This window comes from Candidatus Protochlamydia sp. R18 (genome assembly GCF_000648255.1).
Taxonomy (GTDB): domain Bacteria; phylum Chlamydiota; class Chlamydiia; order Chlamydiales; family Parachlamydiaceae; genus Protochlamydia; species Protochlamydia amoebophila.
Window position 1 is genome coordinate 1 of record NZ_BASL01000611.1, and the last position, 22,841, is coordinate 22,841.

Sequence of the window (22,841 nt, forward strand, 5' to 3'; positions counted from 1 at the left end):
TCCTATCATAAAATCAGATAAATTTATAGGTGAAGCCTCAAACTCTTCTAACTGTAAATTTGCCATGTCGTGTGCAATAAAAGGTGTTTGAATATTGCTTCTTTTTCGCTGCTTGTCTCTTTTTTTAGTTGCTAATATTAATTCCTCTTCTTCAATGGCTTCCTGAAGCCTTTTATTTTCTTCTTCTAAGACTTTAAGACTTTCCTGAATTGTGTTTTGTTCTTCTATATGGATAGTTTCATTTTGAATTTTAACTAAGCTATCAACAATTTCATTAATGTACTCTTTATAATCTGAATTTTTAGCTAACTCTTCTAGACTTTGCATAATTAAAGAGTGGGTTTCCCAATAACGATCTGCTTTTTTTACAATTTTTTGGAGAAATTTGGAATTTGGATATTTTTTTAGAGCTAATTCTGTAAGTCTTGAAACTCTATCGCGATCTCTGAGAACGAAAAGATCTGCAAGGCCTTTGAAGGCTAATTCTCGAACATTTTTTGTCACCTCAGATTGTAAATGCGTATCGACTTCATTTACTTTATCAATCATATCTTCTGACAGTGGGGCTTCAGAATCAAGCCATAGCTCTTGCGCGATCTCTGCGAGCTTCCATTTTTTGGGGATATGAAAACTATTAAGCTTTGTTACTTGTATTTGTGCATGCGATGAGTCTACATCACTCCTATTTCTTAGCAGTAATTTTCTGTAAGTAGGATAAAGCTTTGGAGTAGCGCTGCATTTTTCTGAGAATACCTGCTCAATCGCACTCATGGAGCTTTTACGCATGCTCGAAAAAGCTATTATGTTTTTTAAATCCAGATGTTTAAGAATCCTATCGAATAAATCGGTGTTGTACTCAATCATAGCATCATTTATGATTCTTAACATAGATGTTGGCCTTCTATTAAAAATAATAGTCGTTTATCTTATAAAACTATTTCCGAAAAAGTTTGATTATTTGAATAAAGTTTTCCATCGAAATAAATAATTCTTTTTTACTGCAAATTAAAATTATATCCTACTATAAACTGTTTAATGGGTATTTTTTGTTTGTGAATGGCAGAAGCTTTAAATGTATTGGATCTAAACTTTAAAAAAGGTCGATTTAGCCATAGATTTTTCTGCTATTGGGCTTGTTATTCTATTCCCTGAAGCTGAATCATTTTAAATGTTTATTTAATACAAATTTTCGCTTTTAAAATGTCAATTTATAAGGAACAGATAGCCTTAATAAAAATGGGCAAAAGTTAAGCGTCCAGTTTTAGAAAATTTCCTACAAGATAAAGTGATAAAGGCAACTTTTTACAGATGAAAAATCAAATTACGGGGAAATTGATACCGTTTGAAGTTAAGCGTAATTTTTAAAGATTTAATTCAAAAATGACAAATGTCATTTGAGTCATTCCGTAATTCTTATTAAAGATGATGCTTGATGCGTCCTTCCTGTCTTTTAAATAGACCCTCTAAAAATTTTAAGGACGTATTTGCCTGGATTTCTTCATTCGGCAGAACATTATCTCTCGTCTATTCCTCTTCGCCAGCTTTCTAAAATAGAGTGGCAAGAAAAGCCCTTTAAAGCCAGTTAAAGTGAATTGCATCTTTTAGTTTACCAAATCGAATGGGATGGTTAGAGAAAGAACACTGATGATAACAAGAGAAAAACGAAACATCTGTTGTGCCCATTGTTGATCATTAGAAGTTTTTAAACCCCTCAATCCCATGAGTAGCCATGTCAGACCTAATCCGATTGTCAGAATCAAATAAAGAGATCCGGTAAAATGGAAAAATGTTAATAAGCTGGATGTCAATGTGAAGATAATAATATACAAAAGGATGCGAATTTTTGTTATTTGAATTCCTTTTTTCAGGGGTAAAACAGGAATATTAGCTGCCGAATAGTCTTGCAGACGATAGATAGCAATAGAAAAAAAATGGGGCATTTGCCAAAACACCATCATGGCAAATAAAATAAAAGCCCCTAAATCTAATTGATTGCTGACTGCACAATAACCAACAAGAGGTGGAACAGCTCCTGCTAGGCTTCCTATCGCCGTTCCGTAAACTGTCCGACTTTTCCAAATACTATAAAAGAAAACATAAATAATAAATCCCAATTCAGCGATAACTAGCGTTAAAAGATTGGTATAGAAATATAAAATAATAGCTCCAACGATTGCTAAGGCTAATCCAAATATAATAGCTTGCTTTTCAAAAATTACTCCTATCACAAGGGGTCTGTTCTGAGTTCGCTTCATGAGTCGATCTTTTTCAAGATCAATGTAGTTATTAAATACACATCCAGAAGCCATGATGAAAGCTAAACCCAGGATTGTTGAAAGAAAAAGTCCGAATTGAAATTGCCCTTTTGAAGCTAATAAAAAACCAGCCATCACTGTGACGAGGTTGCCAAAAATAATTCCTGGCTTAGTCAATAATAAATAGTAGTTAATCATGTGTCATTTCTTGTGTCATATACCCCATCATGCGTTCATTCAAATCATGCATAATCCAAAGTGATCCGATAACGACGATGAGTAAAATTAATATTGTAAAGCCTAAAGCAATGCTTTCCCACCGGGGTTTAGGTTCTTGCCCAATATGCAAAAAGAAGACTAGCTGAACAAATGTTTGTGTTAGGGCGAAACCTATCAAGGTATAAACTAAATCTTGTCCGTTTAAAATTTTAAAAAAAACAAAAGAAAAGGAAAGGAGTGTTAAGATTAACGAGGCTGTAAAGCCTATGACATAAGATTTAATTGTTCCATGCCATTCTTTCTTTACATCATCTAAATTTAGTTCATGACACATTTAAGCTACTCCCAGTAAATAAACAAATGTAAATATCGAAATCCAAATTAAATCAAGAAAATGCCAAAATAAGCTAAACAGGGCTAGACGGCGAAAGGTGGAAAGCGTAATACCTTGATAAATGACTTGAGCAATCATCACGATCATCCATAATAATCCAAATGTAATGTGCAACCCATGCGTTCCTACGAGAGTAAAAAAAGAGGACAAAAAGGCGCTTCTATCAAAGCCATTCCCTTCTCGAATCAGAAGAGAGAGCTCTTGAATTTCTAAGAAAAGAAAGCTACTTCCTAAACAGAATGTAATAATCAACCATCCGATCACATATTTTTTTTGATCTTTAACGGCAGCGAGCATGCTTAATCCACATGTCATACTACTCAATAGTAAGATCAATGTTTCTATAAATGCTGTTGGCAGTTGGAATAGTTCGTGTGAAGAAGGGCCTCCAAACGTACTTTTATGTAAAACTGCATAGGTACAAAAAAGAGTGGCAAAAAGTAAACAATCTGTCATTAAATACATCCAAAATCCGAAATACGTTTTAGAAAACGTATCTTGATGTGGATCTGGAGCACGAATATCGGGTTGCCGATCAAGGGTATCTTGATGATGAACTATTAAAGATGAACTCATTGGTTTTATTACCTCTTTGAATAGGAAGCTTCTATTTTTTTGATTTCAGCAGCAGTAATGACTTCATGAGGATCATCGTGAGATAATCGAACAATCAGACAAGCTAGAATTCCGACAAAACTTCCTAAAGCAAGCCACCAAATATGCCATGTCATTGCAAATCCGAAAATCAAACTTAAAGTTCCTATATAAAAAGCCATAGGGGTGTTTTTAGGTAAATAGATATCTTCATAATTTTTTTTCTGTTCGGGTGCGACACCTCTTTTAATTGCCCAAAGAGGATCGATTTGATCGACTGTGGGGATAATGGCAAAATTATAAATGGGAACAGGAGAAGGAATAGACCATTCTAGAGTTCTTCCATTCCATGGATCGCCACCTGTACTATCCCAATTCTTTTTGCGATTTTTAATACTCCAAAATAATCCAAAAAATTGAATAAATGCTCCACATGCTATGATAAAAGCTCCAAAAGCAACAATCAAGAAGAGAGGGTGCCATCCTGTCGAAACATCATAGTGATCTAATCGTCTTGTCGCTCCCATGAAACCAAGCATATAAAGAGGCATAAAGGCTAGCAAAAATCCACTTAGCCAACACCAAAAAGCATATCTATTTAGTTTTTCATCCAACATAAAACCCGTAAACTTGGGAAACCAATAAGTAAATCCTGCAAAAAATCCAAATAGAACACCGCCAATTACCATTCCATGAAAATGGGCAATTAAAAATAAACTATTATGAACTTGGTAATCAACGGGAGGGGAAGCTAGTAAAATACCTGTCATTCCAGCAATTGTAAAATTTAACAAGAAAGCGAAGAACCAAAGCATGGGAGAGGTAAAATGAACCCGCCCTCGAAATTTTGTGAAGAGCCAATTAAAGATTTTAACACCTGTTGGAATAGCGATAATCATCGTCAAAATCCCGAAAAGGGCATTGACATGTGGGCTAGCTCCCATTGTAAAGAAATGGTGGACCCAAACGACAAAAGAGAAAAAAGCAATTAAAACGAGAGCCCAAACCATGGAGACATACCCAAATAACCTTTTTTCTGAAAAAGTGGGAACAATTTCAGAGAAAACTCCAAAAATGGGTAAAATCAGAATATAGACCTCCGGATGCCCCCATGCCCAAATCAAGTTCACATACATCATCGGGTTTCCCCCACCACCAGTCGTAAAAAAGTGCATGTCTAGGTAACGATCTAGCGAAAACATAAATAAAGTTGCAGTTAAAATTGGGAAGGCAAAGATAATTAAAACCATCGAGCACAAACTACTCCAAACAAAGATAGGCATCTTCATTAAAGTCATTCCAGGACAGCGCATTTTTAGGATGGTTACGAGAAAATTAATCCCGGAAAGTGTGCTTCCGATTCCTGAAATTTGTAACATCCAAATCCAGTAATCAACTCCTTCGCCGGGACTGTATTCTAGAGCCGAAAGAGGAGGATAGGCTAACCATCCGGCTATTGAAAATTGACCAATGGCAAGTGAAATGAGTGTTAGCATTGCCCCGGCTGTAAAAAGCCAGAAGCTAACCGCATTTAAGAAGGGGAAAGCAACGTCTCTAGCGCCGATTTGCAAAGGAATAATTAAATTTAAAAGTCCGAAGACTGCTCCCATGGCTACAAAAAAGATCATTGTTGTTCCATGGGCAGAAAAAACTTCTTGAAAATGTGTAGAAGAAATAAACCCTTGAGAATCTCCGACAGATAAGGCTTGTTGCAATCTAATCATTAAAGCATCTGTAAATCCTTTAAAAAACATGATCAATACAACAATAATATACATAATTCCGATGCGTTTGTGGTCAACTGTCGTGATCCATTCATTCCAAAGCCATTTCCATCTTTTAAGATAAAAAATCAGGCCAATCAAAGCGATACCGCTGATAAGCATCATCACCACGGCAAAATTTTGACTAGATTCATGTTTAAAAGATTCTAAAGTAAGTTTACCAAACATATTTTAATTATTTCTTTTGAGGGTACATGTATTTATCAATTGTTAGTTCAAAAAGAGAATTTTCTTCTAATCGATAAATTTCTACTGGATTGTTTTTACTGGGTTTTGCGATTAGATTATATTCGTTTTGATTTAGAATATTGTTCGATTGTTTCGCAGAAGTTAACCATTGTTGGTACTCTTCTTCTGTTGAAGATCTTGTAATGAAATTCATCCCTGAAAATCCTTCTCCACTTAAATTTGCAGAAGATCCTCGATAATCTCCTGTGTGATTAGCAATTAAGTAAAGTTCGGTCTGCATACTCGGCATTGCGTAAATTTGTCCTCCAAGTTCAGGGATCCAAAATGAGTTCATGGGGGCATCGGCAGTAATTTCAAAATGAATCGGGGTGTTTTGGGGGATTTGTAGAAAATTGATAGTAGCAATTTTTTCTTCAGGATAGATAAAAAGCCATTTCCATTGCAAAGCGATGACTTGAATAGTGATTTCTTTTTTATCTGAGATAATGGGCTTATAAGGATCGAGTTCAGCTGTTTTTACCCATGTTAAAACGCTCAGAAATATTATTAAGACTAAGGGAATGCCCCACCAAATAAATTCTGCAAATTTGTTATCAACTAAATCTGGATCATATTTCCCCTTGGGGTTATCTGCACTATATTTCCATGAAAAAACAAATGTTAAAATGTAGACAGGAACAACCACCAAAAGCATTAAGGCTTGAATTATCAGAAGAAGATTTCGTTCTTTGACAGCAATCCACCCTTCTGGAAATAAAATGGCGATAAATTCTTTGAAATGTAAAATCTCTAGAACCTGCATAATCAAAATCAAAAACAAGATTAAGCCGGTAAAAAATAGCATGTAGAAGACAGATTTTCTAGCTGCTTTCATCTTTAAGTTTATTCCTTTAATTAGAGCGAGATTTATGGAGAATTTCCACTCAATAACTAAATGATTTGCCAATAAGAATTAATTATCTGGTTTAATCGACGCGTTTAAGATTTGCTATCACGCATCGATTTATCTCTAACTATTATACATTTATTTTTGAATGGTATAAATTTTCAAAATAATCATATCTGCGGTTTTATGGCTATTAAAACTTACAAAAAGAAGATGAATTGATGGAAAAATACGTATACAGACTATTTAAAGGGGTTTTATGCGTGAAGTAATAAGAGGATGGAAGGATGAGTCATATTTTAAAATTAGTGATTTGTTTGTTGATTTGCGTCGGAGGAGGTTGGGCATGTGGCTGGATCACTTCCTCTAGTGTTCATCAGTGGTATCCAACGCTTATAAAATCATCTCTTACTCCTCCTAATATTGTCTTTCCTATTGTTTGGACCTTCCTTTATGTATTTATGGCTATTGCATTATATTTGATTTGGATCAGTCCTACAAAAAATAAAAAGCCTGCTTTTTTTATTTTTGGTGTGCAACTTATTTGTAATTTTCTTTGGTCGTGGATTTTTTTCTATTTACAACTCCCTTTTATAGCTTTATTGAATTTGATGATTTTATGGGGATTGGTTTTAAACACAATAAACGTGTTTTATCAACACTCTAAGCTGGCTAGCCAACTTTTATGGCCTTATTGGATTTGGATAAGTTTCGCTTGGTACTTAAATGCATTTATTGTTTTTTATAATTAATATGCGTTAAAGAAGAAGCTTCCAGGGAAATAAGGCGATTAAGCAGGATGAATAGGACAAATAAAGGAAAGATCAATCGAAAAAGAGAAGGGATAATTATTCCTCCTCTTATTTTAAAAATTAAACAAACAGGGAATGTGCATAATCAGTTCTGCTAGATGCAAAAAGTTTTGGGAAGAGATTAGCAGCAATGACTAGAGATATACTTGTTAGAGGGAAGCGGTAACCTAAAGAAGCTGCGAGGGCAAAACTTCCTGCATAGGAAATGCTAGTTCTCAAAGCTTCTCCTACAAAACTTAGCTCCTGCCGATTATTTCCAAATTTTTGAAATAGAGGACTAATCGCTCCATGAATCAAGGTAGCAGTGATTGCCATAGCACCACGTAAAGAGGATGCTTTTTCATTGTTGAGGATTAAGAAACCAACTGCAAAATTGAAAGCTCCCGAAATACAAGCCGCTTTAGCAGTATTTTCTGGTATGTGGCTAGCATAATTAGAAATAGTGTTTGCCGTTGAATGATAGATAGATTGCATACTCATAAAAATTTTCCTTTTTTGTGTGTTAAACTCTCTTATGGTAGGAGAACTGCATTAATAGATGATAAATTTAAACTTAAATACTTATTTTTTATTATCAGCAAATATTCAAAGAAGTTTGTCACAAAATTTAAGTAAATAGAAGGTAAAAAAGAAAGATAATTTGAAAAATGAGGGGGTAATTATCCCCCTCATTTTAAAATTTAAGCGATCATACGATGTGTCAATTTACTTGTGCAAGGTGTGCCAAGAAGATATGGGAAGAGATTAGCAGCAACGACTATAGATATACTTTTTAGAGGGAAGCGGTAACCTAATGAAGCTGCGAGGGCAAAACTTCCTGCATAGGAAATACTAGTTCTCAAAGCTTCTCCTACAAAACTTAGCTCCTGCCCATCTTTTTCAAGTTTTTGAAATAGAGGACTAACCGCTCCATGAATCAAGGTAGCAGTGATTGCAATAACACCATATACAGAGGATGCTTTTGCATTATTGAGGATTAAGAAACTAACAGCATAACTGAAAGCTCCCGAAATAGCAGCCGCTTTAACAGTATTTTTTGGTATGTTGCTAGCATAATTAGAAATAGCGTTTGATGTTGAATGATAGATAGATTGAATACTCATGAAAATTTTCCTTTTTTTTTGTTGAACCCTTTTATAATAAAAAACCTATGTTAATAAATTATAAATTTAATGTTAACAATTTGATTTTTGTAGTCAATAAGTACTATAAATTAAGATTTATTGGCAATCAAGAGATTAGAATGAATATAACAAATAAAAGTTAGGTTGAAAAAGGAAGCACAGTAACTCCTTCGTTTTAAAGTATGGTGTTAGGGGGGGAGTACGATAATTGTTTGATTAACTTTAGCTAGACTAAATAAATTTAGTAAGAAATTAGTAGCAACCACTATAGATAGGCTTTTTGAGGGAAGTGGTAGCCTAAAGAAGCTGTGAATGCAAAGCCTTCTTTCCAAAAATTAACTAATAGAAATCATATCGAAATTTTTGAAACAAGAGATTATTGCTTCTTGTGTCAGGGAAGCAGTGATTAACCTAGCATCCATATCTGTGGATTTTACAGGATGGGTGAAATTGTGCGGCTCCTATTTAATGGTAAAACGCGCACTATAAAAAAGGTGAGTTAAGAGGAGATTGTGTTTTTCAAAATATTAAAACATCCTGCGTGATTTTTGATCAATTTGATGAGATTTAAGAGAATTTTTGCATTCATCAAGGTTAATTCAAAGATGTGACTATTTAGATAGGTTTTTTACCTAAATAACTTACTAACAAATTATTAATAAATATTGGCATGTTATTTTTTTGCTGTTCATCTGCCCACTTTAAACAATCCTCATTACTTGCAAGGTTTCAAAATAATGGATTGGTGAATTCGCCTATGTATAAGTATATAATAATAACTTCAACAAATTATGTTTAAATGAAGTATTTTGCCAAAAATAACCCCAAAGTCTGTTAAAGCTTTGAGTTTTTTTATAGGACTCGATTTACGAGAGTGTTTTTTTGTATTGGATTAATCTAATTAGTGGCTGTGTTTGTCATAGAATGATAAATTGGATTAATAATATTTATTATAAAATCTTTTGGTTATTAAAAATTTATTGATAATAAATCTTCAATAAAATTTTATGTTTCTTAACAGATTATTTTATTATGAGAAAACATATCGAATTTTAGGTGAACTCTAAATTTTTTTCTTTTTGCATAAAATTTTTCGGCCATCACAAATTTCTCAATTAATTTAGCATCCAAAAATAAGGCTTTATGAAACTTCGATCTCTCTTTTTTAGCTTACTTTTTATAAGTCTCAGTATCTTACTTTTATTTTTTCTTGTTAGAGCTTGGATGCAAAAAGATATTTTTGAAGAAGATCAAAACCTTGTTTGGGTAGGGGCTATTATCGACAATCATGATCAATTGATTCCTTCTTTTCTACAAACGATCGAAAAATTGTATTATGATAAAGCAAAAATGCATTTGCAAATAGATAGTTGTAACCAAAATAAGCATGTAAGAAAAAATGTGATGCAGTGGGTGGAAAAAAATAGGAAATTTTATCAGAGTCTTGTTTTTGTGGATCATACTTCAAGCATAGATGAAAAAAAACATTTTATTGAAAAAAATAAAGTGCTTGCAAATATTAAAAATGGGTATTTGGCTAATTGTCAACAGCAAAGCTGCAATTATTGTTTGATTTTATCTTCCGATATGCTTATTGCTCCTCATACGTTAAAATATCTAATAGAAAAAGATAAGCCCATTATTAGTCCGCTTTTAAGGCCTTTTCCACAACCTCATGATCCTTACCGTAATTTTTTTTGCGATGTAACGGAAGAGGGATATTACAAACACCATGAAGACTATCTAGCAATTGCAAATCGACAAAAACTTGGAACTTTTCGAGTCCCTTGTGTGCATGGTGTTTATTTGATTCAAGCTTCATTCTTAAGTCAGCTGAGCTTTACCGAAGGATTTAAAAATTATGAATTTTTAGCATTTTCTACATATGCTCGAAAAAAAAATATGGGTCAATTCATTTGCAATGAAAGGGAATTTGGCTTTCTCATGCATTTAAGCGATGATGCAACATTAGATCAACAGAAAAACTTTAAATTAGTGAATGCAGAAAAAGAAATTACACCTGCAATTTTTCATTCCATTCTTTCTCCTTATTTTGCAAATGACTTTTATTTGAGTGAAATTGCAAAAGATTTTAATCTGGATCAATACCAAATTTATCGTGTTTACAATCGAGACCTTTTTTTACTAGACGAAAACAATGATCGCATTAAAAGTCATACCATTAAGCAAGGTGCTAATTGGGAAGAACATTTTTATTCTCAGTTTCAAAAATATGTAAAACCGGACACAATTGCGATCGATGTGGGTGCACATATAGGTACACACACCTTAGCTCTCTCAAAATTAGTGGGAGAAAAAGGAAAGGTTTATTCATTCGAACCACAAGCCAAAATATTTTGTGAACTCGCCATCAATATGTATTTAAATAATTGTCATCAAGTAGAGCTTTTTCACAAAGCTTTAGGGGTAAAAAAGGAGTGGAAAGCAATGCATATTCTTAAAGAAGGATATGAAATGGTTTCTTCTCCTTTTTATTTAGACAATAAAAATAAAGTCCAAATTGTCGAGCTAGATAATTTTCATTTACACAATATTTCATTGATTAAAATCAATGTAGAAGGATTTGTGATGGAAATTTTAGCCGGAGGATGGGAAACAATCCAAAGAAATAAACCTGTCATGATCGTCAAAATCTCTAACAATGAGCAAAAACAAAATAAAATTCAAACCATTGAAAGTTTTGGATATGCCAGTTCAAATTTATCCGGTAATGATTATTTATTTATCCCGTTAGAACAGTTAGGATTGCTAGAAGAACCAAATTAAAATGATATCTAATTACTCATGAAAATAACATTCAAATATTTCCATTATTGTTTATTCTTCTTTACTTCTATTTTATCAGCACAAAATCCAACACCTGCTATTAACCAGGAGCCAGCTCCGTTATCTATTGTTTGGGAAGGGTCTTTTTTAGACTTGGGAAGTTTGTCTCTTGTCAATCAAAGTTTTTCAAAACAATTAATGCAGGTACCGGAAGTTAAATTAACTTGCGTATCAAATAAAAATTTAAGTTCCTTGCAAACTTTAGCAGATCCCAGAGTAATTGATGAATTGAAAAATTGGGCTCACATTGTAAAAATAGAATCTACCCAAGAAGCTCAAATTACAGTGCGACATAGTTGGCCTCCTAATTGGCAAGTACCTAAAAAAGGAAAATGGGTTTTAATGCAGCCTTGGGAGTATGGGTATATCCCTTTAGAATGGGTTGAAAATATTAAAAAAGTTGATGAAGTTTGGGTTCCCACGCATTTTGTTAAGCGTGAATTTGTAGAGTCTGGTGTTCCAGAAAGTAAAGTTGTTGTGATACCCAATGGGGTTGACTGTCTGACATTTAATCCTCAAATTGAACCTTTTCCTCTCAAAACAAATAAAAAATTTAAATTCCTTTTTTTAGGAGGCACAATTTATCGAAAAGGTCCTGATTTACTTCTGAAAAGTTATTTAAAAACTTTTACTAACTTCGATGATGTCTGTTTGGTTGTCAAAGATGTGGGAGTTAAAGAGGCGTATGCAGGACAAACATATGAAAAAATGTTTAAAGAGTTTCAAAACAATCCTAATGCGCCCGAAATTATTTATCTTGATGAAAATTTAACCGCGAATCAAATTGCAAGTATTTATAAAGCCTGTGATTGTTTAGTACACCCCTATAGAGGAGAGGGATTTGGTCTCCCAGTTTTAGAAGCGATGGCTTGTGGTTTGCCAGTTCTTGTGACTAAAGGGGGAGCAACAGATGATTTTGTGACAAATGCCTATGGGTGGCTAATTCCTTCTTTTAAAAAATCGATAGGCTTACATTTTAGTGGTTACACGCTTGCAGGGGAAGGTTGGTTAATGGAACCAGACATAGAGGCTTTGTCAATGCAAATGCGTTGGATTGCTAATCATCCCTCTATTGCAAAATCTAAAGGTGCGGCTGCGAGTCAGTATGTTAAAGAGCATTGGACTTGGAAAAAAGCGGCTGAACAAGCTTTAAATCGTTTAAAATTAATCGCTAATTAGCAACTGTATTTAAGCTTTAAAAAAAAGATTGAACTGACTTTATCCACTAGTCTCAATGCCATGTGCTCTCATTTGGAAGGAAGTGTTCGCCGGAATAAAGGGGAAAAATTTGGGATTCTCCTTGACATGGCGCTAGTTTGGATGGAGATGAAGATCTCTTAGATGCTCCTATAAGTTCAAATTTTTCTTTGCCGTCAACTTAGCTAGCACTATTATTGATATGATCTTACGATGTGTGGATTTTTTGAAACTTAGAGTTCAATATTTGGCAAATTCTTGCGCTTACAAAATTTTTTCCTCATAGGTAAATTTCAAGCAAAAAATTTTGTTATGTAATCTCGATAATTTAGAATTTCCTTTGAAATTTCTCATTTCATTCGCTTTTTTAAAAAATTGAGAACATACGTTTCTTCAAAACTAAGTTCCATGACTAAATCTACAGATTTTTTGCTTGGGCGCTTTGTCCTCTTAAATAAAGTTTGATCTAAGTAAGCATTAAAGACTTCTGGATGGACATAACTTTTGCGGCAAATGGCTGGGGTATTGCCTAACTTTTTAGCCACTTTTTCTATGGCTTGGACAATGTTGCGCTTTGCTTGCGCATGTGAGTCAAAGTGTTCGAATTCTTGCAAAGCAAAGACAGTCAACACTGTTCCTGCCCATGTACGGAAATCTTTAGCTGTAAAATGATCGTTTGTGATCATACGTAAATATTCATTAACATCTGTAGAACTGATGGATACAGGCATGGCATTTTCATCCATGTATTCAAAAAGCTCTTGTCCCGGCAAATCTTTACAACGCTTGACAATTTTTGCTAGACGTTTATCGTATAGAGTGATGGTATGCTGCTTTCCACTTTTACCAAAAAATTTAAAAGTCATTTTTGTTCCTTCAATCGAAACATGACGATTTTGTAGGGTTGTTAATCCAAAAGAATTATTTTCTTTTGCATATGCTTCATTTCCTACACGGATGAGCGTCATTTCTAATAAATAAACGACTACAGCCAAAATTTTTTCTTTTGACATCTCAGTTAAAGATAAATCTCGTTTGATTCGTTTTCTGATTGTAGGGAGTGCTTGAGCAAAAGCGATCATCTTGCCATATTTGGTTTCATCGCTAACTTCTTTCCAAAGTGCATGGTAACGGTATTGTTTACGACCCTTCGCATCCCGTCCGGTAGCTTGGATATGACCATTAAGACTCGGACAGATCCAAACATCTGTATAGGCAGGAGGAATAGCTAAAGCTTGAATACGTTTAATTTCATTAGAATCGATAATAATTTTGCCATTGCTATCTTTATATATAAACTGTTTGCCTTTACGCTCTCGCGTAATTCCATGTTTGAAATTGTTCACGTAAGTTAAATTAGCGACTTCAGCTAATTTTTTCGGATCAATTTCTGTGCAAGCTTCGGGCTTTATTTTAATTTTCTTCATCGTAAATCTAATTTTAGTTGCTAAACCATCGCTTATCCTGCCCTATAAAAAATTTGGATTTGAGTTGCTTTAATAGGGAGATAAAAATGATAAGATATCTTTTGCCTAGAAGTTAAGCAAATTAATTTGTAATCACTTTACCAAATTAAGAGAAATCGATTTAGAAATTAAAATCTTCATCAGATTTAGTAAAAAAATATTGATTTGGCTTGGATTTTAACTTTTTAGATAGAAGCAAACATAACATGTTTTTGACATAGTTGCTCAAACTTTTAATTTTTTTAGAAGAGTCTAATTTTAAGCAAGGCTAGTTTATTTTTTAAAGCTAGTATTTTTAATGTATGGCTATATAATTTTTTTAAGAAATAAACTAAAAAAATTATAAGTCAATCGAACCCCTGTTTAATTTTTTTTAAATATAAGATCAAGCTCAGTTTGTAGTTTGAAAATGGCTAGCTCCTTCGCTTTAGCCTCAATTTCAATTGTCATTGCCGGAAAATCGAACCAACAGGTAGGGAAATCTTGAATATCAATATAGTCATGATGCCTTTCTCGTTTTGGTCCATTCCAGCCCTCTAAAGGAGAAGATATATGGAAAAGGGGTTCTCGATCCCATGTTTTATAAGCCTGAATGCTTGCTTGTTCTATGGACAATTCATCGGGTAAACAACGATGGTGATGAACATCATAAACTAGGGGGATTTTGAGTTGTTGACAAAGGGAAAGCAGATCTTGGGGAGTAAAACACCGATCATCATTTTCTATTGTTAAACGTGTGCGAACGCGTTTTGATAAACGTTCAAATCGCTCTGCAAAATTAGTTAGAGCCTTTGCTTTATTTCCGTATGTTCCTCCTGCATGAATGTTGATTACATCTGCTCCTAATAATTCTGCTATTTCTCCATGGTATTCTAGTTCTTGAATAGAATTTTTGACGACATGCTCGTGAGGGGAGTTAAGAACGACAAATTGATCAGGATGAAAGGTTAGCCGAACAGCATTTGTTTGAGCTAATTTTTTGCAGTATTCAAATTTTTGGAAAATAAGCGCAGCTTCTGGTAATTGCTCAAGGTGATAACCATATTGAAAATGTTTAAATAAAGGAAGAAATTCACTGTGAATTCGAAAACTCCCAATATTAAATTGTTTACAATATTCAATAGCAGCTATCAACGTATTTAAATTACTTAAGATTAATGTACTTAAAAAATTTAAATAAGGTTCGCCTCGATTATTTAATCTTGCAATATACGCCACAGTTGTCGTGCGAAACTTAATTGGAGCTTCTTTAAAAATACAACACAGTCCCCATCTAATTTTATGCATTGGATATTCCCTTGTCGTGATCATCTATCGTTTATACATGTACAATACTATCATAAAAAAATTGGCTAGACTAGAGATCTAGTTTGCTTTTGCCCGGAAATAAAGATTTAAATATCAAATTTTGCTAATTCCCAATCATCCTAATCTATTCTATTTTTAATCGTTGAAGCAATTGTTGTTTTTCGAATTTTTCATCGATTTGGAGATACTTAGTTTGCTGCCTTCTTTCTCTTAAATGAGATAAATTTAGGAAAAGTTCCTTTTTAGTTCCTTTTTGAACTATTTGATCAGCGTGATAACTAATATGAGTCATTAAGCAAAAAAATCTCATTTTAGTTTTCAATCCTCGCTATCCATTTCTTAAGAATCTGAAAACTTTTTTGCAAAAACATGCGAATTCTTCCTGGTAAAAATACGACAAAAATATTACGAACTAGCTTCTAGAAACGACCGCGTTGACAAGGAAAGCTTTTGTGATTAATAGCCTAAGGGTTCAAATGTTTTTCTGTTCAACTGGATGTAGGGATAGAATAAGGAGGTTTAGAAGAATATTTTTTAGAGGACTGAATGGAAGAAAAACTGTTATTGATGCTGCGTGAGTTTTTTTTGATACTCATGCAAGCATCACAACATTTGATGAAACTCCGGATGCTAGATTCGAACTAGCGACCAATGGATTAACAGTCCACTGCTCTACCGCTGAGCTAATCCGGAATATTTAAGAAGTGCTTATCTTAGAAAAATCGTCATTTAAAGACAACATCTTTTTAATTTTATTCTTAAAATAAATTTAAGGATATTTTGAGAGATTTTAAAATCCGATCAAAATAAAAAAGGGAAGAACAACATGTTCTTCCCTTTACTCTTAAGAAAAGCAAGAATGGATTAATAATCCATGCCGACAGGTGCCGCAGGAGCAGGTTTCTCTTCTGGGATGTCTGCAACAATAGCCTCTGTTGTTAGTAACATAGCAGCAACAGAAACGGCGTTCTCTAACGCGCAGCGAACAACTTTAGTAGGATCTAAGATACCGGCTGTGATCATGTCTACATATTCGCCTGTTAATGCGTTATATCCTTCTTTTTCTTTCATTTTTTCTACAGCTTGCAAAATGATGGCACCTTCTTGTCCTGCATTTTCAGCAATTTGACGAAGGGGAGCACTTAACGAGCGCGCCATGATTTTAGCACCTGTTTTTTCATCGCCTTCTAAACTGTCAGCTAAACTATTAACAGCTGGAATGCAACGAATAAAGGCTGTTCCACCGCCAGGAAGAATCCCTTCTTCTACGGCTGCAGCGGTAGCTCTTTGTGCATCATCTACACGGTCTTTCTTTTCTTTCATTTCGATTTCTGTAGCAGCTCCGACATGAATCACAGCAACTCCACCGACGAGCTTAGCAAGTCGTTCTTGAAGTTTCTCTTTATCATAGTCTGAAGTGCTTTCTTCAATTTGACGTTTGATTTGTGAAGCGCGATCAAGAATAGCCGCTTTTGTTCCAGCCCCTTCAACAAGGGTTGTTTCATCTTTTGTTAAAACAGCTTTTTTAACACGACCTAACTGTTCGATTGTTGTTGTTTCCAATTTTAAACCGATTTCTTCACTGATGAGTTCTCCACCAGTAAGAATGGCAATATCTTGTAACATGGCTTTACGACGATCACCAAAGCCGGGTGCTTTAACAGCACAAACTTTTAAACCTGCACGTAGGCGGTTGACAACAAGCGTTGCAAGAGCTTCACCTTCAATATCTTCAGCGATAATAAGAAGAGGGCGGCCTGTTTCCACAACGGCTTGTAGAAGCGGAATAATTTCTTTAATCGCACTGATTTTTTTCTCATAAATTAAGACATAGGCATCTTCTAAGATACATTCTTGAGATTCCGAATTTGTCATGAAATAAGCGGATAAATAACCTCGATCAAATTTCATTCCTTTGACGACATCAAGTTCAGTTTCAAATCCTTTGCCTTCTTCAACAGTGATTGTTCCATCACGGCCAACTTTTTCAATCGCTTGAGCAATCATTTCTCCGATTTCAGCATCGTTATTAGCAGAAATAGTGGCTACTTGTGCGATTTCATTGCGATCATCAACTGTTTTGCTTCTTTTTTTGAGCTCTTGAACAATAACTTTAACAGCTTTTTCCATTCCACGTTTTAGATCAAGGGGGTTAGCACCTGCTGCTACATTTCTAAGTCCTTCAGAGTAGATTGCTTCGGCTAACACTGTTGCAGTCGTAGTTCCATCGCCAGCTTTATCAGCTGTTTTACTAGCAACTTCTTTAACCATTTGTGCGCCCATATTTTCGAACTTATCTTCCAGTTCGATTTCTTTAGCAACAGTGACTCCGTCTTTTGTGATATGGGGAGTTCCATAAGATTTGTCAATAACGACATTACGTCCTTTAGGACCGAGGGTAACTTTAACAGCGTCAGCTAAAGTACGGACACCTTTTAAAATTTTTTGTCTGGCATCTTCTTTAAATTTAATAATTTTAGCGGCCATTTGAAATCTCCTGTGAATGTGAATAATTAATTATTTTTCTACAATGGCAATGATATCATCGGCACGAAGAATCACTAACTCTTCATCATTTAGAGTTATTTCTTGACCCGAATATTTTTCCATAAGGATCACATCACCGATTTTGACAGGCATGGGAACTAAGGTACCGTTTTTATCTTTTTTACCTGTTCCAATTGCTATGACTTCTGCCTGTTCTTGTTTCTTTTTTGCAGTATCGGGGAGAATGATTCCTCCTTTTAACTTCTCTTCGGCGGCTAAGCGGCGAACAAGAACGCGATTTCCTAAAGGTTTTAGTTTCGTGATTTGAGAGACTGTTTGAGTTTGTGTCATAGGGATCTCCTATATTTATTAAGTTAAAAGTTAATGTTAGATTCCGCACTAACTATCTAATGGTGATTGAGGTAGTCAATATAGCCGGCTAAGTTTTTTTTAGCAAGTGAATTAGCAGTGAATCAACTTAATTGCTAATTTTTTTAGTTTCTAACTAAAGTTACATGCCGACAAGAAACCTATTTTTCTGTCGGCAATTAGGTAGGTTAGACTTTGACGTCCGCCAATAAAGATTCAAGTTCATTCAGAAGTTGATCAAATTTTTGAATAGTAGATTTGACAGGAAGGGGAGATTCCATGTCAATACCTGCCATCTTTAACATTTCGATAGGGTATTGGCTGCAGCCTCCTTTTAGAAAGTTCAGATAGTTTTCACGATCTTGTTGTTGACCATTAACAACTTTGTCTGCTATGGCAAGAGCTGCACTAATCCCAGTTGCATACTGAAATACATAAAAATTATAATAAAAATGAGGAATACGAGCCCATTCAATATCGATTGCTTCATCAATTACAACGTCGGGGCCAAAATATTTATGATTGAGTTTACGATATTCTTGTTTAAGAAGCTGAGGTGTGAGAGGAATATCTTGTTCTACTTGTTCATGGATTAAAAGTTCAAATTCAGCAAACATTGTTTGTCTAAATAAAGTGGCTCGAATATCCTCAATTTTCTGATTGACTAAGAAAATTTTCTCAATAGGATCTTGACAGCGATTAATAAGTAAACGACTCAAAAGATCTTCATTAAAAGTTGAAGCCACTTCTGCTAAGAAAATAGGATAGTCGCTATATTGATAGGGTTGTGTGCGGCGACTATAAAGGCTGTGCATGCTATGGCCAGCTTCATGAGCTAATGTAAATACATCTCTTAAAAGATTCTTATAATTCATAAGAATATAAGGCATACTGTCAAAACATCCACTAGAATAAGCACCCGAACGCTTATTTCGGTTTTCGTAGCGATCTACCCAACGCTCTTCTTTTAATCCTTTCGCCAATAAAGATTGATATTCGGAACCGAGAGGAGCGACAGATTCAATGACAATATCTTCTGCCTCTTTATAAGATAAACGAATATCCACGGCACTAGTTAGAGGGACGTAAATATCGTAAAGATGGAGTTGGTCTAATTTCAAGATTCTTTTGCGCAAGCCCATATACCGATGTAAAACCGAGATTTTTTCTGTTACAGCCTCAATTAAAGCATGGTAAACAGATGTGGGTATATTTTTAGGGAATAAGGCTGATTCTAAGCAGGAAGTATAATGTCTAGAACGTGCTTGAAAAAGATGGTTTTGCACTTGACCCGAAAGGAGTTCACAAAGAGTATTTTCATAAGCTAAATACTGATGATGATACTGGTTAAAGGCTTTTTCTCTCAAAAAACGATCTTGGTCTCGAATATATAGACTATAAGTAGCATGAGACAGGGCATGTTCGCTTCCTTTATCATCTTTGATAGGAGCAAATTTAAAATCCGCATCACTAATTGCATTAAACGCTTTATAAGATGTTTGCAAAGCCTGACCGGCAAAAGCTAGTAATTTTTCATTTTCGAACGATAAGGTATGCTTTTTGGTGCGGATAATTTTTTCTAAATGAAATTTATAAGCAACTAAAGCAGGAGAGTTTAAATATTCTTCTAATTGTTCATTAGATAGAGCAAGCAATTCAGGTTGAAACCAAGAAATTTCTTGAGAAAACTTGTGAGCAATAGTCAGAATTTGCTCATAAGATTTTTTAAATATTGGATTCGCAATATCCTCGTCATGGCGTAAATGAGCATATGTATAAAGCTTAGAAAGCTCTCGATCTATGCTCATCATTAAATCTAGAGTATTTTTAACATATTCAGGGCCTCGGTGAAGTGAACCTTGTAAAGCTTGGATAGCAGGGCAAAGTGATGTTTGCTGGCTTCCAGCATTAGAAAATGTTTGAAAAGCTTGTTCCCAAGCTTCATGAGAAAGATAAAGTTCTTCTACATTCCAACGATCACTTAATGAAACTTCTTCGCGAGATTTAGTCATATTTAGCTTCCTTTGTTTCAAGAAATATCAATAATGCTTTATTTTCGATAAAGTTTTTTAAAACTGGTGATAGTATTAGTTTTTTAGTTTAAAGGGAATATTTTGATGAAAATAAAAGCTAAAATTTCAAAAAAAAGATGATTGATGAATAAGTTTTAAAGATCATTAATAAAAACTTGGTTTTTTTTAAGAAATTCGTTAGTTTTCAAGTGAATTTCATTAGATAATTTGGATTATACATAATTAAATGGTTTGAGAATCTGTTTTTAAAAAATTCAAATTTTTGATAATTAGTTTCTTAAGTTGAATAATAATAAGCTTTACTGGTCTGTTTCTTCTTTAATTCAGCGAATTAAAAAATATAAATTTTAATTTTTCCCATTAACTGATTAAGAAAAAGCAAAAAAGTAAAGTGTTGAGGAGGTAAATATGCTGAAAACAACTGAAAAGTCTGTTGTTAAGGGAAAATTTATTGTTAGTAACGATCGAGGACTTCATACAAGACCTTCAACAGAACTTGTAAAGTGCGCAAATAGTTTTAGATCTCAAGTTTTCTTGAAATATCAAAAGCTTGCTGTTAATGCAAAATCATTACTTGGCGTTTTAATGTTAGCTGCTTCAAAAGGGGCTAAAATTGGGATTGAAGCAGAAGGAGTGGATGCTCAAGAAGCTGTAGAATCTATTATTGAACTTGCTAACAATAATTTTTATATTAAATATTAATCGTTTTTAAAAACAAAGGTTTTTGCTTAGCTTTGCAAAAATCTTTGTTAAAGTTATTCTTCAACTGCAATTGTTTTTTCTAACACTTCTTTTGTACAATAGACGGGTGCATTATTCATCAAAGCTAAAGTTAAGCAATCACTAGGACGAGCATCGATTTCTAGAATATGTTTCATTTCTCCAATATTTTGTTCTAAAAAAAGTCTTGCGAAGTAAATTGTATCTTGAACGTCATTGATAACTACTTGTTTAACTGAAATATCTAAACCGTTAAAAATTTTATCTATTAAATCATGTGTTAGAGGCCTTGGTCTTTCTGCTTCAGTCAAAAACATCTGTAGAGTTTTACCAATTTGAGGGTCCGTATAAACGGCAAATCGTTTTTCGGCGGTTCCTAAAATAACAACTGTATAAGATCGCGTTTGCATGATTTTATCAAAGTTAAGTTGAATGAGTTCAGATTGCATATAAGCCTTTTTGTCTGATTAGTCTAATTAATCATATTTAATGAGATTTCTTTATACTATCCTAATTTTTTTGAAGAAAAAATCTATTATTTTAATAAATAAGCATTTTTTTTATAAGTCATGCAACAATTTTAGTCATTCCATTTTGGTATCCAATGATAACACGCCCTGCTAAATTAAAAAAAAGCCCAGTTTCTAAAACCCCGGCAAAACTTTTAAGCCGATTATGTTCAAGAATAGGATTGTCAATGGGTTCAGGAAAACAAATGTCAAAAATATAATTTCCATTATCTGTACGATACAAGCTCTGATCTTGATTAACTCGTAATGATCCGCAATAACCGTGATCCTTAAGTTTTTTTACTATATGATGAAATGTAAATGTTGAAATCTCGGTAGCTACGGGAAATTTTCCTAACTTATTCACAAGTTTAGTCTCATCGATCACAACGATCATTTCTTTACTTGCTGAGGCAATGAGTTTTTCTCGTAAAAGAGCACCTCCTCCTCCTTTAATCATCTGTTTGAAAGGATCTATTTCGTCCGCTCCATCGATTGTTAAATCTAATTCTAAAATAGTGTCTGAATCGACAATAGGAATGCCAACCAACCGAGCTTGCCGCATGGATCGTTCTGAAGAGGCAATTGCAGTTATTTTTAGGCCTGCTTGACAGCGCTTACCCAAAGCTTCAATGAAGTAGGCTATTGTGGAACCTGTTCCTAAACCAATAATCATTTGATCTTGAACAAATTCTACAGCTTTAAGGGCAGCTGCCTTTTTTGCTTTAATGGATGGCGAATCGTTTGTTTGTGTCATATAAAATCCCTTGTCAAAAAATAAGCTTATTAATCAGAGAAATTTATGCCCCAAAGGGACAACCAATAGGCTTGCATCTCTGTATTTAAAGCAGGATAAATTCTATTCCATAACCACTCATTACTTGCAAACAAAGGTTTGTATGTTCCCCAATGTTTGGTATCTACAAAAGCTAATTTTCCTGTTTCAGTAAATACTAAATTTTGAAAATGGGTATCCCATAATTTTAAAAGACAAACCATTTTAAAAATTTTATCGAGTGTAGGAGCATCCATTTGTTTCCATTGTTTAACATTTTCTTTGTCAGATAGTGGATACATATCTTCAGCAATTAAAATGTACCAGGTTTCATTCAAAGAGTTTGACTTTGGTAAAGGATAAAGCCATTTTTTTGGTACGTTAAATATATCCTCAAAACTAAATGCTTTGATACTAGCCTCAATCGTTTGTGATCCAGTGAAACGCATTGTCCATTCATTGTAATGCGTTTCATGAGGAATATGTCCTTGGCAAGCAATTTTAAAGATGTAACCAGGGATTGCTGGATGTTTAACAACAGTACGTAAATAATGATCTTTTAAGATTTCAAATCCGTAAGTAGTCAATAAATCAGGTTGACATATTCCCTCCATCAATTGTTTTTCAAATGATTTCAACAAAACTGCTGTAGGATGATGAGGAGATATAAAAAATGGAGATAAAAATAATCTAACGAAGTCGTCATGTGATAAAGGAGTATCTTCGGGAGGCTTTGGATTTTTTTTAGGAAAGCGATAAAAAGATTTTTTTTGTTCTAAAGAAATAATATCGCTGTTTATTAAGCTTAACCAGCCTAGAGAAAAATAAATGAGCTTTTTTATTTTCTTACTATTCATTCAAAAATCTTTTTTT

General features: G+C 34.0%; 20 protein-coding genes, 1 tRNA gene and 1 pseudogene. 4 read left to right on the top strand and 18 right to left on the bottom strand.

The window, feature by feature from the left end; all coding sequences use genetic code 11:
• The 6 genes and pseudogenes from TY19_RS01055 to cyoA all read right to left on the bottom strand — a co-directional run.
• Window positions 1-888, bottom strand: a pseudogene (locus tag TY19_RS01055) (hypothetical protein); the annotation flags it as partial.
• A 713-nt stretch (window positions 889-1,601) separates the two neighbouring features.
• Complete coding sequence (gene cyoE / locus TY19_RS01060) at window positions 1,602-2,453, bottom strand: heme o synthase (protein ID WP_042279263.1); 852 nt, start codon at window positions 2,451-2,453, stop codon at window positions 1,602-1,604.
• The gene (cyoD, locus tag TY19_RS01065; RefSeq protein WP_042279265.1) at window positions 2,446-2,808 is read right to left on the bottom strand and encodes a cytochrome o ubiquinol oxidase subunit IV; all 363 of its coding nucleotides are present in this window, start codon (window positions 2,806-2,808) and stop codon (window positions 2,446-2,448) included. Before cyoD ends, cyoE begins: the two co-directional genes overlap by 8 nt.
• Entirely contained in the window at window positions 2,809-3,444 is a 636-nt protein-coding gene (cyoC, locus tag TY19_RS01070; protein ID WP_193354004.1) for a cytochrome o ubiquinol oxidase subunit III, read from the bottom strand.
• A gap of 8 nt (window positions 3,445-3,452) precedes the next feature.
• Complete coding sequence (gene cyoB, locus TY19_RS01075) at window positions 3,453-5,414, bottom strand: cytochrome o ubiquinol oxidase subunit I (RefSeq protein ID WP_042279267.1); 1,962 nt, start codon at window positions 5,412-5,414, stop codon at window positions 3,453-3,455.
• Window positions 5,415-5,421: 7 nt separating this feature from the next.
• Window positions 5,422-6,237, bottom strand: a complete 816-nt coding sequence (cyoA, locus tag TY19_RS01080; protein WP_042279503.1) for a ubiquinol oxidase subunit II — start codon at window positions 6,235-6,237, stop codon at window positions 5,422-5,424.
• Window positions 6,238-6,608: 371 nt separating this feature from the next.
• Between cyoA and TY19_RS01085 the strand changes: the two genes are divergently transcribed.
• Complete coding sequence (locus TY19_RS01085) at window positions 6,609-7,073, top strand: TspO/MBR family protein (protein ID WP_011175738.1); 465 nt, start codon at window positions 6,609-6,611, stop codon at window positions 7,071-7,073.
• A 120-nt stretch (window positions 7,074-7,193) separates the two neighbouring features.
• On the opposite strand, the gene TY19_RS01090 is transcribed toward TY19_RS01085, so the two are convergent.
• Together TY19_RS01090 and TY19_RS01095 are read right to left on the bottom strand one after the other, a co-directional pair.
• Window positions 7,194-7,613, bottom strand: a complete 420-nt coding sequence (locus tag TY19_RS01090; RefSeq protein WP_042279271.1) for a hypothetical protein — start codon at window positions 7,611-7,613, stop codon at window positions 7,194-7,196.
• Between the two features lie 200 nt (window positions 7,614-7,813).
• On the bottom strand, window positions 7,814-8,236 hold the full coding sequence (locus TY19_RS01095; RefSeq protein ID WP_042279273.1) for a hypothetical protein: 423 nt from the start codon (window positions 8,234-8,236) through the stop codon (window positions 7,814-7,816).
• A gap of 1,245 nt (window positions 8,237-9,481) precedes the next feature.
• On the opposite strand from TY19_RS01095, the gene TY19_RS01100 reads away from it, so the two are divergent.
• The gene (locus TY19_RS01100; RefSeq protein ID WP_158383091.1) at window positions 9,482-11,044 is read left to right on the top strand and encodes an FkbM family methyltransferase; all 1,563 of its coding nucleotides are present in this window, start codon (window positions 9,482-9,484) and stop codon (window positions 11,042-11,044) included.
• A gap of 18 nt (window positions 11,045-11,062) precedes the next feature.
• Window positions 11,063-12,283: a glycosyltransferase family 4 protein gene (locus tag TY19_RS01105; RefSeq protein WP_042279276.1), complete on the top strand. Its 1,221-nt coding sequence runs from the start codon at window positions 11,063-11,065 to the stop codon at window positions 12,281-12,283.
• Window positions 12,284-12,651: 368 nt separating this feature from the next.
• Here TY19_RS01105 and TY19_RS01110 read toward each other — a convergent pair whose 3' ends face one another.
• The 7 genes from TY19_RS01110 to pepF form a co-directional block, all read right to left on the bottom strand.
• Window positions 12,652-13,728: a DNA topoisomerase IB gene (locus TY19_RS01110; RefSeq protein ID WP_042279278.1), complete on the bottom strand. Its 1,077-nt coding sequence runs from the start codon at window positions 13,726-13,728 to the stop codon at window positions 12,652-12,654.
• Between the two features lie 402 nt (window positions 13,729-14,130).
• Window positions 14,131-15,054: a UV DNA damage repair endonuclease UvsE gene (gene uvsE, locus TY19_RS01115; protein WP_226988452.1), complete on the bottom strand. Its 924-nt coding sequence runs from the start codon at window positions 15,052-15,054 to the stop codon at window positions 14,131-14,133.
• A 145-nt stretch (window positions 15,055-15,199) separates the two neighbouring features.
• Entirely contained in the window at window positions 15,200-15,385 is a 186-nt protein-coding gene (locus TY19_RS01120; protein WP_042279282.1) for a hypothetical protein, read from the bottom strand.
• Window positions 15,386-15,696: 311 nt separating this feature from the next.
• Window positions 15,697-15,768, bottom strand: a tRNA-Asn gene (locus tag TY19_RS01125).
• 171 nt (window positions 15,769-15,939) lie between these two features.
• A complete protein-coding gene (gene groL, locus TY19_RS01130; protein WP_039359294.1) occupies window positions 15,940-17,562 on the bottom strand; it encodes a chaperonin GroEL in 1,623 nt (540 codons plus the stop codon).
• 30 nt (window positions 17,563-17,592) lie between these two features.
• The gene (locus TY19_RS01135) at window positions 17,593-17,913 is read right to left on the bottom strand and encodes a co-chaperone GroES (RefSeq protein WP_011175729.1); all 321 of its coding nucleotides are present in this window, start codon (window positions 17,911-17,913) and stop codon (window positions 17,593-17,595) included.
• Window positions 17,914-18,119: 206 nt separating this feature from the next.
• Entirely contained in the window at window positions 18,120-19,943 is a 1,824-nt protein-coding gene (gene pepF, locus TY19_RS01140) for an oligoendopeptidase F (protein WP_042279285.1), read from the bottom strand.
• Window positions 19,944-20,372: 429 nt separating this feature from the next.
• Here pepF and TY19_RS01145 point away from each other — a divergent pair, with 429 nt between their 5' ends.
• A complete protein-coding gene (locus TY19_RS01145) occupies window positions 20,373-20,666 on the top strand; it encodes an HPr family phosphocarrier protein (protein WP_011175727.1) in 294 nt (97 codons plus the stop codon).
• Between the two features lie 53 nt (window positions 20,667-20,719).
• On the opposite strand, the gene TY19_RS01150 is transcribed toward TY19_RS01145, so the two are convergent.
• The 3 genes from TY19_RS01150 to TY19_RS01160 form a co-directional block, all read right to left on the bottom strand.
• Window positions 20,720-21,133: a bifunctional nuclease family protein gene (locus TY19_RS01150; RefSeq protein ID WP_042279288.1), complete on the bottom strand. Its 414-nt coding sequence runs from the start codon at window positions 21,131-21,133 to the stop codon at window positions 20,720-20,722.
• 118 nt (window positions 21,134-21,251) lie between these two features.
• Window positions 21,252-21,950, bottom strand: a complete 699-nt coding sequence (rpiA, locus tag TY19_RS01155) for a ribose 5-phosphate isomerase A (RefSeq protein ID WP_042279290.1) — start codon at window positions 21,948-21,950, stop codon at window positions 21,252-21,254.
• Window positions 21,951-21,979: 29 nt separating this feature from the next.
• Complete coding sequence (locus TY19_RS01160) at window positions 21,980-22,825, bottom strand: hypothetical protein (RefSeq protein WP_042279291.1); 846 nt, start codon at window positions 22,823-22,825, stop codon at window positions 21,980-21,982.
• Between the last annotated feature and the right edge of the window lie 16 nt (window positions 22,826-22,841).